This window comes from Halomonas sp. B23F22_3 (assembly GCF_043496965.1).
Lineage (GTDB): Bacteria > Pseudomonadota > Gammaproteobacteria > Pseudomonadales > Halomonadaceae > Halomonas.
The window spans coordinates 242,371-257,586 of record NZ_JBIEKG010000003.1 but is presented as its reverse complement, the minus strand read 5'-3'; the positions used below and the strand labels follow the sequence as shown (position 1 = coordinate 257,586).

The window sequence follows — 15,216 nt, the reverse complement described above, 5'->3', positions numbered from 1 at the left end:
TGCTCATGAGGATGGCGCCGCGACCCGATGACCGCGAGTGGCCCGGTGGTTGACGAACCTAGCCTAGCAACGGCGGCGCGGCTCGCGCCAGTTCGACTTTCCGACGCACCGCGCGCCCTGTCAACGCAAAGCCGATCAGCGCCCCCGCCTCGTCCTCGGCCAGCGCCGTCAGATCACGGCCCTCTCCCTCGATCCGCCAACGTGCCGGCGAACGGGCCGGGGGCAGCGCCACCACCGGCAGCAGGGGCGTCTTGACCAGCACCGGCCAGGGGCCGTAGGTCACCGGGGTAGGGGTGCCGATCAGGGTTCGCGCCAGGGCCTTGGCGCTGGCCAGCAGCGGCTGGACGTACATGGCATTGACCCCGTCGACGCAGGCCACGTCGCCCAGGGCGTGGATGCCGGGCGCCGAGGTGGCCAGCCGGCGATCGGTGTGGATGCCGCCCTGACTGACCCTGAGCCCGGCCGCCTCGGCCAGCGCGGTGCGCGGCCGGAGCCCGGTGGCCACCAGCACCAGGTCCGTCGAAAGCGACGCGCCATCGTCGAGCCCCACCGCGACCCCCTCGCCCTCGGCCTCGAGCCGGGCCAGGGTGCGGCCGGTGTGCAGGCGCATGCCGGCCTCGCGGAAGGCCTCGCCCAGGGCGTGGCCCAGGGCCTCGGGGATCAGTCGCGGCAGGGGCGCCGGTTCCGGGGCCACCAGCTCCACCGCGTGGCCTCCCGCGGCGAGGTCGTTGGCGAACTCGCAGCCCACCAGGCCGATGCCGATGACCGCCACCCGCGCCGGTCGGCCGAGCGCCTCCAGGGCGGCATGGAAGGCCCGATAGTCGTCCAGGTCGTTGACGCTGAAGACGCGCTCGGCGACGGCCTCGGGCACCGTGAAGGGCCACGCCGGCGCCGCGCCGGTGGCCAGCACCAGCTCGCTCCAGGGCAGGGTCTCGGCACCGATCGTCAGGGTCCGGGCCGCGGCATCGATCGCCTCGACCCGGGCCTGGGTGCGCACCACGACGTCGAGCTCGTCGGCCACCTCGAGGGCCGAGCGCGCCGCCAGGCGCGACGGCGACAGGCGCTTGGCGAAGCCGGTGGAAAGCAGCGGCTTGGTGTAGTCGTCACCGCTGTCGGCGGTGATCAGGGTCATCGGTCGCGCGGGGTCAAGCTGGCGCAGCTGACGCAGCAGTCCGAGACCCGCCATGCCGGAGCCGATGATGGTCAGGGGGGCGGTCATGGAACTCCTCGAGTCGGGGGCCCGGGCGGCCCGTCACGAAAAAGCGTGTCGATCCAACATGGTACACTAGCCGCCCTCGAAATCGACGCGGAGAGACACGGTGAGCAACGGCTCGGCACGCGATCCACGCTGGCGCCCCCTGGCGGCGGCACGTCCCGCCATGAGCCCCGACTGGTGGCGCTGGGTGGCGTCCCGCGACTCGCTCACCGCCCGGCTGATCGCCGCCGGAGGCCCGCGCACCTTCCGGGTCCGCCTGCTGGATCAGCGTCTCGGCCGCCCCCACCGCGACGAGGCCCTGGCCCTGGGGCTGCCCCATGGGCGCCTGGCCTGGCTGCGCGAGGTGGCGCTGTGCCTGAACGAGCGCCCTTGGGTCATGGCCCGCTCGGTGGTGCCCCTGGACGGGCTTCACGGCCAGCGGCTCGACCGGCTGGGCGAGCGCTCCCTGGGCCACTGGCTGTTCCGCCAGCCCGACCTGGTGCGCGGCCCGCTGGAAGTGGCCGACCGTCCGGCCGCCTTTCCAAGCGCGCGTGGTCCCTGGGCGCGCCGTTCGGTGTTTCGCCACCGGCGCTTCGCCGTGCTGGTCCAGGAGTACTTCCTGGACAGCATGATGGATGACCTCGAGCTCCCTTCACGCTAGGCTCTGCCGGCACGTCTTCATAAGCGAGAGACCCAGATGGATCGATCCCTGATGCGCCCCAGGGGCCTGGCCCGGCTGCCCGACTTCCTGCACCTGACCCGGCTGGACCGCCCCATCGGCACCTGGCTGCTGATGTGGCCCACCCTGTGGGCCCTGTGGATCGCCGCCGAGGGGCTGCCCGGCCGCCGGGTGCTGCTGATCTTCATCGCCGGGGTCTACCTGATGCGCGCCGCCGGCTGCGTGGTCAACGACTACGCCGACCGCCACCTTGACGGCCACGTCAAGCGCACCCAAAACCGCCCCCTGGCCACCGGCCGCATCGCCGAGGGGGAGGCCCAGGGGCTCTTCGCGCTGCTGGTGATGGCCGCCTTCGTGCTGGTCTGCTTCACCAACCTCTTCACGGTGATGCTCTCGGTGGTGGGCGTGGCGCTGGCCGCCATCTACCCCTTCATGAAGCGCTATACCCACCTGCCCCAGGCCTTTCTCGGCGCGGCCTTCTCCTGGGCGATCCCCATGGCCTTCGGCGCGGTGCTGGGCGCGGTGCCGCCGGTGGCCTGGCTGCTGTTCGCCGCCAACGTGGCCTGGACGGTGGCCTACGACACCGAGTACGCCATGGTCGATCGCGACGACGATCTGAAGATCGGCATCAAGTCCACCGCGGTGCTGTTCGGTCGCGCCGACCGGCTGATGATCGGCCTGCTGCAGGGCCTGACCCTGGCACTGCTGGCCTGGGCCGGCGGGCTGCTCGACCTCGGCGGCTTCTTCTGGCTGGGACTCGCGGCAATGGCGGCGACCTTCGTGCACCAGCAGCGGCTGATCCGCGAGCGCGACCGCGAGCGCTGCTTCCAGGCCTTCCTCAACAACCACTGGTCGGGACTCGTGGCCTTCGCCGGCATCGCGCTCTCGCTGTGGCCGGCGGGACCTGGCGGATGAGCAGGGGGCTGAGCGGGCGACAGCCCCGGCCTGTCACGCTATTGTCATCATGACGTGTTGTCATCGTCATCGACCTGCCATAGACCATGAGGCTTCGGGATGAGCGCCAAGACCGTACTGATCGTCGACGATGAGGCGCCGATCCGCGAGATGATCGCGGTGGCGCTGGAGATGGCCGACTATCGCGTCCTCGAGGCGGACAGTGCCCAGGCGGCCCATGCCATGGTGGTCGATCACCAGCCCGACCTGGTGCTGCTCGACTGGATGATGCCCGGCACCAGCGGCATCGAGCTGGCCCGCCGCCTGAAGCGCGACGAGGCGACCGCCGAGCTGCCGATCATCATGCTCACCGCCAAGGGCGAGGAGGACAACAAGATCCAGGGACTGGAGGCCGGGGCCGACGACTACATCACCAAGCCCTTCTCGCCGCGGGAACTGGTGGCACGCCTCAAGGCGGTGCTCCGCCGCGCCACCCCCCAGGGCGTCGAGGACGCGGTGGAGATCGACGGCCTGCTCCTCGACCCGGTCAGCCACCGGGTCAGCGTCGACGGCCGCTCACTGGAGATGGGGCCCACCGAGTACCGCCTGCTGCAGTTCTTCATGACCCACCAGGAGCGCGCCTACACCCGCGGCCAGCTGCTCGATCAGGTGTGGGGCGGCAACGTCTATGTCGAGGAGCGCACCGTGGACGTGCACATCCGCCGCCTGCGCAAGGCGCTGGGCGAGCCTCATCAGCAGCTGATCCAGACCGTCCGTGGCACCGGTTACCGGTTCTCCGCCAAGGGCTGACGTGGGTCGCCTGTGGAGACGCGAAGGCGGGCGCCTGGTGGCCCTGGTCGCCGCCGGCGCCCTGCTCGGCTGGCCCTTCGCCGCCGTTCCGAGCGGCATCGCCGCCGGCCTCGCGCTCTGCCTGGCCTTCCACCTGCGCCAGCTCCACGCCCTCCACCAGTGGCTGACCCACCACCCCCAGGAGGAGCCCCCCGCCGCCAGCGGCCTGTGGGGCGAGCTGTTCGATCGCCTCTATCGCTACCAGAAGAGCCAACGCCTCACCCAGCAGCGCCTGCGCGCGACCCTGCAGCGCATCCAGGAGTCCTCGGAGGCGATGCGCGACAGCGTGGTGATGCTCGACCGCCACGGCGACCTGGAATGGTGGAACAGCGCCGCCGAGCAGATGCTCGGCTTCCAGCCCCAGCAGGACCGCGGCCAGCACATCACCAACCTGCTGCGCGACCCGCGCTTCGTCGACTACTTCCACGGCCGCGACTACCGTGAGCCGCTGACGCTGGCCTCGCCCATCGACGAGACGCGCATCCTGCAGTTCCAGATCACCCTCTACGGCGACGACGAGCGCCTGGTGATGGCCCGCGACATCACCCGCCTGCACCGCCTGGAGCAGATGCGCCGCGACTTCGTGGCCAACGTCTCCCACGAGCTGCGCACCCCGCTGACGGTGCTCGCCGGCTACCTGGAGACCTACACCGACATGGCCGATCAGCTGCCGTCCCGCCTGGGCCGCGGCCTCGCGTCCATGCAGGCCCAGACCGAGCGCATGCAGAACCTGGTCGACGACCTGCTGCTGCTGTCGCGCCTGGAGATCGACCGGGGCGGCCGCCACGACGGCCCGCTCGACATGGCGGCGCTGCTCGAGGCGGTGCGCCGGGACGCCGAAGCGCTCTCCGGCGGCCGCCACGTCATCTCGGTGGAGGACACCGCGGCCGGTTCACTGATGGGCAACGAGAAGGAGCTCCGCAGCGCGCTCTCCAACCTGGCCTTCAACGCCGTGCGCTACGCCGGCGACGGCTGCCATATCGTGCTGCGCTGGCGGGCCCTGGGCGACGGCGCCTGCCTCGAGGTGCAGGACGACGGCGAGGGCATCGACCCGGTGCACCTGCCGCGCCTCACCGAGCGCTTCTATCGCGTCGACAAGGGCCGCAGCACCGCCACCGGCGGCACCGGCCTGGGGCTCGCCATCGTCAAGCACGTGCTGCTGCGCCACGACGCCCGCCTGGAGATCGACTCCCGCCCAGGCCGCGGCGCCACCTTCCGCTGCTGCTTCCCCGCCGGCCGCCTGCAGGAGACGCCGCAGACTCAGCGCGCCTGAGGCGGGGTGACGGTTGCCAGGCCGCGGTAGTGGCGATCCCACATCAGTACCCCGGCGGCCACGGCGCCGGGCAGCAGGAAGAGATTGGCCAGCGGTAGCCAAGTGATCAGGGTCACCCAGCCGCCGTAGGTCAGGGTCGGCCAGCGGCGCGCGGCGAGCCGGGCGCGCATGTCGCGAAAGCTGACCTTGTTGTTGTCCATCGGGTAGTCGAGGTAGGTGATCGCCATGATCCAGGCCGTGAAGGCCGCCCACAGCAGCGGCGCGATCAGGTTGAGCACCGGGATCCAGCTCAGCACGAAGAGCAGTGCCATGCGCGGCAGGATATAGGCCAGCTTGACCAGCTCGCGAGCCATGGCGTCCACGGCGGTCTTCGCCAGGCCCCGGTCGTCCAGGGGCGGACGCCCCGTCACCTCGACCTCCACCCGCGCCGCCAGGAAGCCGTAGAAGGGCGCGGCGATCAGGTGGGTCACCAGGGTGAAGGTGAAGAAGACGATCAGCGTAAGGCTCACCACGAACAGCGGCCAGATCAACCAGGAGAGCCAGGAGAGCCACTCGGGCACCATGGCCATCCAGCCGTCGAGCCAGCCGCCGAAGTTCCCCAGCACGTAGCCGAGCATGGCGCCGTAGACCAGCAGGTTGACGAGTATCGGCAGGAACACGTAGCGGCGCAGGCCGCGGGAGTAGACCAGGCGGGTGCCGCGGGTCAGCGCGGTCAGGGCATCGAGCATCCGGAACGTCCTCATCATCGCGTAAAGGCCGCCGCCCGAGGGGCGGCGGCCTGCGCATTGAGGGTCAAGCGAGTCGCGCGGTCAAGGGTTGCGCTCGAACATGTCCTTGTCGAGGTCCTCGGGGTCGGTATGGCGGATATCGAGACCCTTGACCAGGTAGACGACGTACTCGGCCAGGTTGTTGGCGTGGTCGCCGATACGCTCCAGGGCGCGCAGGATCCACATCACGCTGAGCACCGGCGAGATCGCGCGGGCATCCTCCATCATGAAGGTCATCAGCGAGCGCATGGCGCTGCCGTACTCGTTGTCGACCTCATCGTCCTCGTGGACCAGCTTCAGCGCCAGCTCGGTATCCAGACGTGCGAAGGAGGTCAGGGCGTCGCGCACCATGCGGCGCACGTGCTCGCTGATCATGCGCACCTCGACGAAGCCGCGGTTGCCGCTGTCGGACTCGATCAGGTCGATGGCGTTGCGCGCGATCTTGCTCGCCTCGTCGCCGATGCGCTCCAGATCGGAGGCGGCGCGGATCACCGCCAGCACCAGGCGCAGGTCCGAGGCGGTCGGCTGGCGCCGCGCCAGCACCTGGGTGCACTCCTCGTCGATCTTGATCTGCATGTCGTTGACGGCGCGATCGTTGTCGACCACCCGCTGGCCGAGCTCCGAGTCGTGGTCGAGCAGCGCGCCCACGGCGTCCTGGACCTGCTTCTCGACCAGGCCGCCCATGGCCATCAGGTGCGTCTTGAGCTCGTCGAGCTCCTGGTTGAACTGCCGCGAGATATGCTGGCTGTGGATATCGCTGGTAATGTCCATGGGATCTCTCCTTGGGGCCGGCCGTCAGGCCATGCGCCCGGTGATGTAGTTCTCGGTACGCGCCAGGCGCGGATTGGTGAACAGGGTATCGGTCGGCGCGTACTCGACCAGCTCCCCCTGCTGCAGGAAGGCGGTGTAGTCGGAGACCCGCGCCGCCTGCTGCATGTTGTGGGTGACCAGCACCAGGGTCAGGTGCGACTTCAGGTTGCGGATCAGCTCCTCGATCTTGAGCGTCGAGATCGGGTCGAGCGCCGAGGCCGGCTCGTCGAGCAGCAGCACCTCGGGGCCCACCGCCAGGGTGCGGGCGATCACCAGGCGCTGCTGCTGGCCGCCGGAGAGCGACCAGGCCGAGGCACGCAGCCGATCCTTCACCTCGTCCCACAGCGCCGCCGAACGCAGCGCCCACTCGATGGTGTCGTCGCGCTTGCGCTTGCTCAGCCCGCCCTGCAGGCGCAGCCCGAAGGCCACGTTGTCGTGGATCGACATCGGGAAGGGGTTCGGCGACTGGAACACCATGCCCACCCGTCGCCGCAGCTCCGCCACCGACACCTCGGGCGCGTGGATGTCTTCCCCCTCTAGGGTCACCTCCCCCTCGCGCACCACCTCGTCGTTGAGATCGTGGAGGCGATTGAGCACCCGCAGCAGGGTCGACTTGCCACACCCGGAGGGGCCGATGAAGGCGGTGACGCGATGCCGCGGCACCCTCAGCGTGAGGTCGTTGAGCGCCCGCTTGTCGCCATAGGCGAGACTCAGCCCCCGGATGGCCAGGCTGCTGGCCTCGGGGGGAAAGTCAATGATCGCCGCCGAGTCGGGCGACGACCGCTGTTCCTTCACGAGTGGCATCGAGACTCCCGGGTGGCGCCACGCTTGGGGGCTCATCGACGCGTGAGCGCCCCGTGACGCGTACTGAGATGATGACGCAGAAATATTGCGGTCAGGTTAAGCACCAGGATCACCAGCACCAGCAGCAGCGCCGTGGCATAGACCAGCGGCATCGCGGCCTGGACATCGCCACCGTGGAAGGCGGCGTCGAAGATGTGATAGCCCAGGTGCATGAACTTCCTTTCAAGATGCAGGAAGGGAAAGTCGCCGTCCACCGGCACCTGGGGCGCCAGCTTGGCGACCCCCACCAGCATCAGCGGCGCGACCTCGCCGGCGGCCCGGGCCACGGCCAGGATCACCCCGGTGAGCATGGCCGGGGCGGCCATCGGCAGCACCACCCGGGAGAGCATCTCCAACCGGGTCGCGCCCAGCGCCAGGGCGCCCTCGCGCTGCTGGTCGGGAATGCGCGCCAGCCCCTCCTCGGTGGCCACGATCACCACCGGCAGGGTCAGCAGCGCCAGGGTCAGCGAGGCCCACAGCAGCCCGCCGGTGCCGAAGGTGGGCGAGGGCAGGGACGCCTCGAAGAACCAGCTGTCCAGGCGACCACCGATACCGTAGACGAAGACCCCGAGGCCGAAGACGCCATAGACGATGGAGGGCACCCCGGCGAGGTTGCGCACGGCGATGCGCACCAGCCGCGTCAGCCGCCCCTGGTGGGCCACCTCGTTGAGGTAGATCGCCGCCAGCACGCCGAAGGGCGTCACTAGGATCGACATCAGCATGACCATCAGCACGGTGCCGAAGATCGCCGGCCAGACGCCGCCGGCGGTGTTCGCCGCCCGCGGCCCCTCGGAGAGGAAGCGCCAGACGCCTTGCCCCCAGGCGACGAGTTTGTCGAGCGGCGACATGGCGTTGGGGCGGCAAGCCCTTAGTACCTGCTCCAGCGGGACCATCAGCGACTCGCCGCCGGCGGTGTCGAGGATCAGGCGCCCTCCCGCCATGGCCGCCTGCAGCTCATGCAGCCGGGTCTGGGCCGCCCGGAGCTCAGGCGACGCCACCGCCTCGCCCTCGCCTCGCCCGGCGAGCGGCAGGATCACCTCCTCGCGCAGGCGATCGCGGGCGTCTCGCAGCGCGGTCAGCTCGGCCAGGCGCGCCTCCAGCGCCGTCCAGGCGGCCTCCCCCTCGATCCGCTCTCCGCCGGCGTCCTGAAACGCCGCCAGCCGGCCGATCGCCCGCCCCCAGCGGCGGCGCTCCACCACCACCAGCTCCGCGGGATGGCTGACCGCCTCGATGGCCGAGACCCGTACCCAGGCCCAGCGCTCGCCCGAAAGGTCGCGGTTGCCGATGCGATAGAGGCGTTCCACGCCATCGCCATCGCCGCCGGCGAGCGGCACCTCGCGGACCCGCTCACCGGCGAGCTGCCGACCATCCTGAAGCTCCACGAACTCCACGGGCGATGGCCAGAAGTGTCCCAGGCCGCGCAGCGCCAGCAGCGCCAGCAACGCCAGCAGCGCCAGCAGCGAGAGCGCCACGCTACCGGCGGCGAGCCAGGCCCCGGCGCCTTCGCCGCGGGGCAGGCGCAGCCGGCGGGAGGGTGCTGTATTCATGGTCCGGCCCTCATGATCCGCCTCCCAGGCGACGATAGCGGCGGCGCAGGCGCGTACGTACCAGCTCGGCCAGGGTATTGACCAGGAAGGTGAAGACGAACAGCGCCAGGGCCGCCAGCAGCAGCAGCTGATAGTGCACGCTCCCGGGGCCGGCCTCCGGCAGCTCGATGGCGATGGTCGCCGCCAGGGAGCGCAGGCCATCGAGGGGATTGAGGGTCATCAGGGCGGCATTGCCGCTCGCCATCAGCACGATCATGGTCTCCCCCACGGCCCGCCCGGCACCGATCATCACCGCCGAGAAGATGCCCGGCGAGGCCGCGGGCAGCACCACCCTCCAGAGGGTCTGCCAGCGGGTCGCGCCCAGCGCCTGGGCGCCCTCCGCCAGGCTCGGCGGCACCCCCGAGAGGGCATCCTCGGCCAGCGCATAGATGCTCGGCATCACGGCGAAGCCCATGGCCGCGCCGACGATCAGGGCGTTGCGCACGGCGATATCGAGCCCCAGGCGCAGCTCCAGGAAGCGGCGCAGGTCGCCGTCGAACGCGACGGCCTCGAGCCAGGGGGCGAGCCATACGGACGCGGCCAGCACCAGCGCCAGCCAGGGCACCAGCCACAGTCCGGCCCAGCCCATCGGCAGCGCCTCGCGCCAGCGCGCGGGAAGCCGCGAGCGCAGCCCGCCGGCCAGCAGCAGCCCCGGCACCAGCAGCAGCAGGCAGGCGACGACCTCGGCCAGGTGACGCTCGACCCAGGGCGCCAATACCAGGCCGGCGACGAAGCCGACGACCACGCCCGGCAGCGCCTCCATCAGTTCCAGCGTGGGCTTCAGGCGGCTGCGCAGGCGCCGGGTCATGAACAGCGACGAGTGAGCGGCCGCCCCCAGCGCCAGGGGCACGGCGATCACCAGCGCCCAGGCCGCCGCCTCCAGGGTGCCCCAGGCCAGCGGCGCGAGGCTGATCCGCGGCGTCTCGTCCGGTGCCAGGGTGGCCGTGGGCGCCCAACGATGACGGGCGGCCTCCTCGGCGGCCGCCTCCCCGCCCCCCCAGAGCGCCTCGGGGCGGATCGCACTCGATTCCCCCGAGGGCCAGAACAGCGGCACCACCTCCACCGCCAGGAAGAGCCCGATCGCCAGCAGCGCGGCGATCACGCCGATGCCGCCGGCGGTGATCAGCGCGGTGGCCAGGCGATCGCGCCCCTGACGCAGGCGGCGTCGCACGGCAGTCGGCGGGGGGGAGTCGAGCATGACCGGACCTGTGAAAGACGAGGGCTAACGAAAGAGTACGACAGGGTGATGACAGACGGATGACAGCCTCAGCCGCCCTCATCCAGCGTCAGCGCGCGACGCTGGCGTCGTCGCTGCGCCTCGGGCAGGGCGACGAAGCCGAGCTCCTCGACGATGGCCTGGCCGGCGGGCGAGAGCACCAGGTCGAGGAAGGCGCGCTCGGGGGCCGGCAGCGTCTCGCCGGGGGGCAGGTTGAGATAGAGGTAGAGGTCGCGCGACAGGGCATACTCGCCGCGGCGCACCGCCTCGGGGTCGGGGGCGCGAAGCGTCCCGTCATCGGTGCGATGGGCCAGCGCCTTGACGCCCGGGGTCAGGTGATTGAGGCCGGCGTAGCCGATGGCCCGCGGGTCCTCGGCCACCGCCGCCACCACCGCGGCCGAGCCGGGGTGTTCGTTGATCGCCGGGTGGAAGAGCCCACCGCAGAGCGCGACCCGCCGGAACAGCGCCTGGGTGCCGGAGGCCGCATTGCGGCCGTGCAGGCGGATGCGCCCCTCGGGCCAGTCGAGGCCCAGCGCCTGCCAGTCGCGGATCGCGGCCGGCGCCCCGCAGCGCCGCGTGTCGGAAAAGACGGCATCCAGCTCGCGGCGCCCGAGACCCGCCAGGGGGTTGTGGCGATGCACCACCACCACCAGGGCGTCGCGGGCCACCGTGAGCTCCCGCGGCGGATAGCCATGACGCTCGACGAAGGCGCGTCGCTCGGCGTCGCTCATGGGGCGCGACATCGGCCCCAGCCGGGTGGTCCCGGCCACCAGCGCCGGCGGCGCGCTGGCCGAGCCGCTGGCCTGCAGCTGCAGCCGAATGCCGGGGTGGCGGCGCGCCAGGGCCTCCCCCCAGCGCAGCATCAGCCCCGCCATGGTATCGGAGCCCATCGTCCCCAGGGTCCCGACGATCGCCTCGCCCCGGTCACGATCATCGGCCTGGGCCTGCGTCATCGCCACGCCGCACGCGATCAGCAGCAGCCAGAGCATCAGGCGGCGAAACGGAACGATGGACATGGCGGCTCCTCGAGGCGCGAAGATGAAGAAGACGATACCGGGAGATCGCGGCCGGCGGCAGGATGTCGCGCCGCAACGGTGGTGAACGCGGGCCCTCGACGTATACCATGGAGCGGCGATGAACACCTCAACCCCTCGACATCCCCCACAACAACAATGCGAGTCGCTCCACCCGCCATGACAGACATCGACGATACCCCCGCCCCGCAGGGTCAGCTGACCCTCAAGCTGCTGGCCAGCCGCCAGGATACCAATCTGCACGGCGACATTCCCGGCGGCTGGCTGGTCGCCCGCATGGACGAGGCCGCCGAGGTGGCCGCCGGCCGCGAGGCCCTGGGCCGCACGGCCAACGTGGCCATCGAGGCCATGGATTTCCTCTGCCCGGTGCGGGTGGGCTCCATGGTGAACATCTTCACCCGGGTCAGCGAGATCGGCCACAGCTCGATCAAGATCGACGTCGAGGTATGGATCCGCGCCCCCCACGAGCGCGACCCCCAGGAGCTGCACAAGGTCACCGAGGCACGCTTCGTGATGGTCGCCCTGGACGACAACGGGCGCATCCGTGGCGTGCGCCAGCACGACTGACCCACGCAGGACGCCTCTCCCGACAGCAGATGGGCGCCGCGAGGGCGCCCATGGCGAGTTCCGAACGGCGCGGCGGCCGCCGTCAGGCGTCGACCTTCTCCCGGGTCTTCAGGTAGGCGAACTCGCCCACGTCGGTGAAGCGACGTACCTTCTGCTGGAAGGCGGTGTAGGAGTCGTAGACCCGGCGCGACGCCTCGTCCTTCTCCACCTGCTCGGCGAGGACCTGCCGGGCGGCATCGTGGAGCGCCACCAGCACCTCCTCGGGGAAGGTGCGCAGCTGCACATCATGCTCGTCGACCAGGGTCTCGAGGGCCTCGGCGTTGCGCACCGCGAACTCGCTGATCATCGCCAGGTTGGAGGCCATGGCCGCCTCGCTGACCACCGCCTTGAGGTCGTCGGGCAGGGCGTTCCAGGCATCAAGGTTGACCATCCCCTCGAGCACGGCACTGGGTTCGTTCCACGCCGAGGTGTAGTAGTACGGGGCCACCTGGTGCAGGCCGAAGGCCAGGTCGTTGTAGGGGCCGACCCAGTCGGCCGCGTCCAGCACGCCGGTCTGCAGGGAGGTGAAGATCTCGGAGCCGGGGGTGTTCACGGTGGTCACGCCGATGCGGTTCATCGCCTCGCCGGCGAGGCCCGGAAGACGCAGCTTGAGGCCCTGCATGTCATCCAGCGAGTTGATCTCCTTCTTGAACCAGCCGGCCATCTGGGTGCCGGTGTTGCCCACCGGAAAGGGCTTGAGGTTGTGCTTGGCGTACTCCTCGTCCCAGAGCTCCTGACCGCCGCCGTGATAGAGCCAGGCATTGGTCTCGGTGGTGGTCATGCCGAAGGGCACGGCGGTGAAGAACTGGGCGGCCAGGGTCTTGCCGCGCCAGTAGTAGGAGGCGGAGTGGCCCAGCTCGGCCGTGCCCTCGCCCACCGCATCGAACACCTCCAGCGCCGGGACCAGCTCGCCGGCGCCATGCACGCGGATCTTCATGCGGCCCCCGGACATCCGCTCGATGCGCGCAGCGAAGTCGTTGGCGCCGGTACCGAGGGCCGGAAAGTTCTTGGGCCAGGAGGTCACCATGTCCCAGGTGATGGTCTCCTGGGCGCTGGCGGTGGCGACGAAGGGGGCGGTGGCGCCGGCGGCGGCACCGACGCCCACGGTCTTGAGAAACTGACGGCGTTGCATGGCGAGCATGACTCCAGGTGTGATTATTCTTCCCGCAGTGCCTGCGGGCTAAAGACGTGTCCGCCCACGAGTATGCGGCACGGCTGAATTAGCCGGCAAGCGCCGCGCGCGGTGGGCCAGGACGGCTCACAGCGGCGTCAGCTTGGCGAAGCCCAACACCAGCCACTTGTCGCCCTCGCCCTCGAAGCTGACCTGCACCCGGGCGCGCTCGCCTTCCCCCTCGGCGTTGAGGATCACCCCCTCGCCGAAGACCGGGTGGCTGACCCGCTGGCCCAGCGACAGGGACGGCAGCTCGCCGCCCCCGTCCACCGAGGTCTGGCGGGAGAGGCCCGCGCTCGGGCGCGTGGTCACCGGCCGCGAGATCTGGCCGCGCAGGCGCACCTCCTCCAGGTACTCCTCGGGCAGTTCGCGCAGGAAGCGCGACGGCCGCTGGAAGGTCTCCTTGCCGTGCAGCCGGCGCAGCTCGGCGTGGGTCAGGTAGAGCTTGCGCATGGCACGGGTCAGGCCCACGTAGCAGAGCCGACGCTCCTCCTCCAGGCGCCCCGGCTCCTCCATGGACATCTTGTGCGGGAAGAGCCCCTCCTCGACCCCGGCGATGAATACCACCGGGAACTCCAGGCCCTTCGCCGAGTGCAGGGTCATCAGCTGCACGCAGTCCTCGAACTCGTCGGCCTCGTGGTCGCCGGCGTTGAGCGCCGCCTCGGAGAGGAAGGCCTCCAGCGCCGCCCCGCCCTCGCCGGCCTCGGGCGGCTCGAAGCTCTCGCCCTGGGTGAAGGCCTTGGCGGCGGTGACCAGCTCCTCGAGGTTCTCGACCCGCGCCTGGCCCTTCTCGCCCTTCTCGCTGCGGTGGTGCTCGATCAGCCCGGAGGTCGTGATGACGTGATCGATGATCTCGTGAAGCGCCAGGCCCGCGGTGTCGTTGTCGAGGCGCTCGATCAGGTCGGCGAAGGCGCGCACGGCCGTGGCGGCGCGCCCCTTGAGCGAGGCGTCCAGCAGGGCATCGTGCAGCGCCTGCCACAGCGAGACCTCGGTCTGCCGGGCGCGGGTGCGCAGCACCTCCACGGTGCGCGTGCCGATGCCCCGGGCCGGCACGTTGATCACCCGCTCGAGCGAGGCGTCGTCGTCACGGTTGAGCAGCAGGCGCAGGTAGGCCAGGGCGTTCTTGATCTCGAGACGCTCGTAGAAGCGCTGGCCGCCGTAGATGCGGTAGGGCACGCCCTGGCGGATCAGCGTCTCCTCGAGCACCCGGGACTGGGCGTTGGAGCGGTAGAGGATCGCCATCTCGCGGCGGTTGACGCCCTCCTCGACCTTCTCGCGCAGGGTATCGACGATGAAGCGCGCCTCGTCCAGGTCGTTGAAGCCCGCGTAGACCGAGATCGGCTCGCCGCGGTGGCCGGCCGTCCACAGCTCCTTGCCCATGCGCTCGCTGTTGTGGCGGATCAGGGCGTTGGCGGCGTCGAGGATGGCGCTGGTGGAGCGGTAGTTCTGTTCCAGGCGCACGGTCTTGGTGCCGGGGAACTCCTGCTCGAAGCGCCGGATGTTCTCGATGCGCGCACCGCGCCAGCCGTAGATCGACTGGTCGTCGTCGCCGACCACCGTCATCGGCGTCGACATGCCGGTCAAGAGCTTCAACCAGGCGTACTGCAGGGTGTTGGTGTCCTGGAACTCGTCGACCAGCACGTGGCCGAAGCGCTCGCGGTAGTGGGCCAGCAGCGCCGGATTGTCGCGCAACAGCTCCAGGCTCCGGAGCAGCAGCTCGCCGAAGTCGACCAGGCCGCCGCGCTCGCAGGTCAGCTGGTAGCGCTCGTAGAGCTCGACCATCTGCGCCATGTAGGCGTCGCCGTGGGCATCGACCTGATGCGGGCGCAGCCCCTCCTCCTTGCAGCCGGAGATGAACGACTGCACCTGACGCGGCGGGAAGCGCTCGTCATCGACGCGATGGTCCTTGAGCAGCCGCTTGACCAGCCGGAGCTGATCGTCACTGTCGATGATCTGGAAGTGCTGGGGCAGGCGCGCATCCTGCCAGTGGGTTCGCAGCAGGCGGTGGGCGATGGAGTGGAAGGTGCCGACCCAGACGTTGCGCAGCGAGATGCCGAGCAGCGCCTCCAGGCGGGTACGCATCTCGCGCGCCGCCTTGTTGGTGAAGGTCACGGCGAGCAGCGCATAGGGCGAGAGCCCCTCGGCTTGCATCAGCCAGGCGATGCGGTGAACCAGCACCCGGGTCTTGCCGGAGCCGGCCCCGGCCAGCACCAGCATGTTGCCCTGGGGGGCGCTGACGGCCTCGCGCTGGGCCGGGTTCATGTGGTCGAGAATCGCCGTGACGTCGTCCATA

At 70.5% G+C, this 15,216-nt stretch carries 14 protein-coding genes; 5 read left to right on the top strand and 9 right to left on the bottom strand.

From position 1 onward, the window contains the following. Positions 1–58: 58 nt before the first annotated feature. A complete protein-coding gene (locus ACGTNG_RS07630; protein WP_394576416.1) occupies positions 59–1,219 on the bottom strand; it encodes an FAD-dependent oxidoreductase in 1,161 nt (386 codons plus the stop codon). Positions 1,220–1,379: 160 nt separating this feature from the next. Between ACGTNG_RS07630 and ACGTNG_RS07625 the strand changes: the two genes are divergently transcribed. The 4 genes from ACGTNG_RS07625 (at position 1,380) to phoR (ending at position 4,890) form a co-directional block, all read left to right on the top strand. Continuing rightward, on the top strand, positions 1,380–1,856 hold the full coding sequence (locus ACGTNG_RS07625; protein ID WP_394576717.1) for a chorismate--pyruvate lyase family protein: 477 nt from the start codon (positions 1,380–1,382) through the stop codon (positions 1,854–1,856). A gap of 36 nt (positions 1,857–1,892) precedes the next feature. Beyond that, positions 1,893–2,789: a 4-hydroxybenzoate octaprenyltransferase gene (gene ubiA, locus ACGTNG_RS07620; RefSeq protein ID WP_394576415.1), complete on the top strand. Its 897-nt coding sequence runs from the start codon at positions 1,893–1,895 to the stop codon at positions 2,787–2,789. A gap of 99 nt (positions 2,790–2,888) precedes the next feature. Beyond that, the gene (phoB, locus tag ACGTNG_RS07615; RefSeq protein ID WP_394576414.1) at positions 2,889–3,578 is read left to right on the top strand and encodes a phosphate regulon transcriptional regulator PhoB; all 690 of its coding nucleotides are present in this window, start codon (positions 2,889–2,891) and stop codon (positions 3,576–3,578) included. 1 nt (position 3,579) lies between these two features. Continuing rightward, a complete protein-coding gene (phoR, locus tag ACGTNG_RS07610; protein WP_394576413.1) occupies positions 3,580–4,890 on the top strand; it encodes a phosphate regulon sensor histidine kinase PhoR in 1,311 nt (436 codons plus the stop codon). Here the strand turns inward: phoR and cysZ are convergent. The 6 genes from cysZ to ACGTNG_RS07580 form a co-directional block, all read right to left on the bottom strand. Continuing rightward, positions 4,878–5,618 carry a sulfate transporter CysZ gene (gene cysZ, locus ACGTNG_RS07605; protein WP_394576412.1) on the bottom strand — a complete coding sequence of 247 codons (741 nt, stop codon included), beginning with the start codon at positions 5,616–5,618 and terminating at the stop codon, positions 4,878–4,880. The genes phoR and cysZ overlap by 13 nt on opposite strands. Before the next feature lie 81 nt (positions 5,619–5,699). Next, positions 5,700–6,428 (bottom strand): phosphate signaling complex protein PhoU, encoded by a 729-nt coding sequence (gene phoU / locus ACGTNG_RS07600; RefSeq protein ID WP_394576411.1) that lies wholly within the window; start codon positions 6,426–6,428, stop codon positions 5,700–5,702. Positions 6,429–6,452: 24 nt separating this feature from the next. Further along, positions 6,453–7,271, bottom strand: coding sequence for a phosphate ABC transporter ATP-binding protein PstB (pstB, locus tag ACGTNG_RS07595; RefSeq protein WP_394576410.1), 819 nt, complete (start codon positions 7,269–7,271; stop codon positions 6,453–6,455). A gap of 32 nt (positions 7,272–7,303) precedes the next feature. Then, on the bottom strand, positions 7,304–8,857 hold the full coding sequence (gene pstA, locus ACGTNG_RS07590; protein ID WP_394576409.1) for a phosphate ABC transporter permease PstA: 1,554 nt from the start codon (positions 8,855–8,857) through the stop codon (positions 7,304–7,306). Between the two features lie 10 nt (positions 8,858–8,867). Further along, positions 8,868–10,094 carry an ABC transporter permease subunit gene (locus ACGTNG_RS07585; RefSeq protein WP_394576408.1) on the bottom strand — a complete coding sequence of 409 codons (1,227 nt, stop codon included), beginning with the start codon at positions 10,092–10,094 and terminating at the stop codon, positions 8,868–8,870. A gap of 68 nt (positions 10,095–10,162) precedes the next feature. After that, entirely contained in the window at positions 10,163–11,128 is a 966-nt protein-coding gene (locus ACGTNG_RS07580) for a phosphate ABC transporter substrate-binding protein (protein WP_394576406.1), read from the bottom strand. Between the two features lie 177 nt (positions 11,129–11,305). Here ACGTNG_RS07580 and ACGTNG_RS07575 point away from each other — a divergent pair, with 177 nt between their 5' ends. Continuing rightward, on the top strand, positions 11,306–11,713 hold the full coding sequence (locus ACGTNG_RS07575; RefSeq protein ID WP_394576405.1) for an acyl-CoA thioesterase: 408 nt from the start codon (positions 11,306–11,308) through the stop codon (positions 11,711–11,713). An 82-nt stretch (positions 11,714–11,795) separates the two neighbouring features. Here the strand turns inward: ACGTNG_RS07575 and ACGTNG_RS07570 are convergent, their stop codons facing one another. Together ACGTNG_RS07570 and uvrD are read right to left on the bottom strand one after the other, a co-directional pair. Continuing rightward, complete coding sequence (locus tag ACGTNG_RS07570; protein WP_394576404.1) at positions 11,796–12,884, bottom strand: TRAP transporter substrate-binding protein; 1,089 nt, start codon at positions 12,882–12,884, stop codon at positions 11,796–11,798. 126 nt (positions 12,885–13,010) lie between these two features. Next, positions 13,011–15,215 (bottom strand): DNA helicase II, encoded by a 2,205-nt coding sequence (gene uvrD / locus ACGTNG_RS07565; protein ID WP_394576403.1) that lies wholly within the window; start codon positions 15,213–15,215, stop codon positions 13,011–13,013. Between the last annotated feature and the right edge of the window lies 1 nt (position 15,216).

Coding starts and splice junctions, on each gene's coding strand:
- ACGTNG_RS07630 (WP_394576416.1), bottom strand. CDS start 1,219: ATGACCGCCCCCCTGACCATCATCGGCTCCGGCATGGCGGGTCTCGGA.
- ACGTNG_RS07625 (WP_394576717.1), top strand. CDS start 1,380: ATGAGCCCCGACTGGTGGCGCTGGGTGGCGTCCCGCGACTCGCTCACC.
- ubiA (WP_394576415.1), top strand. CDS start 1,893: ATGGATCGATCCCTGATGCGCCCCAGGGGCCTGGCCCGGCTGCCCGAC.
- phoB (WP_394576414.1), top strand. CDS start 2,889: ATGAGCGCCAAGACCGTACTGATCGTCGACGATGAGGCGCCGATCCGC.
- cysZ (WP_394576412.1), bottom strand. CDS start 5,618: ATGCTCGATGCCCTGACCGCGCTGACCCGCGGCACCCGCCTGGTCTAC.
- phoU (WP_394576411.1), bottom strand. CDS start 6,428: ATGGACATTACCAGCGATATCCACAGCCAGCATATCTCGCGGCAGTTC.
- pstB (WP_394576410.1), bottom strand. CDS start 7,271: ATGCCACTCGTGAAGGAACAGCGGTCGTCGCCCGACTCGGCGGCGATC.
- pstA (WP_394576409.1), bottom strand. CDS start 8,857: ATGAATACAGCACCCTCCCGCCGGCTGCGCCTGCCCCGCGGCGAAGGC.
- ACGTNG_RS07585 (WP_394576408.1), bottom strand. CDS start 10,094: ATGCTCGACTCCCCCCCGCCGACTGCCGTGCGACGCCGCCTGCGTCAG.
- ACGTNG_RS07580 (WP_394576406.1), bottom strand. CDS start 11,128: ATGTCCATCGTTCCGTTTCGCCGCCTGATGCTCTGGCTGCTGCTGATC.
- ACGTNG_RS07575 (WP_394576405.1), top strand. CDS start 11,306: ATGACAGACATCGACGATACCCCCGCCCCGCAGGGTCAGCTGACCCTC.
- ACGTNG_RS07570 (WP_394576404.1), bottom strand. CDS start 12,884: ATGCAACGCCGTCAGTTTCTCAAGACCGTGGGCGTCGGTGCCGCCGCC.
- uvrD (WP_394576403.1), bottom strand. CDS start 15,215: ATGGACGACGTCACGGCGATTCTCGACCACATGAACCCGGCCCAGCGC.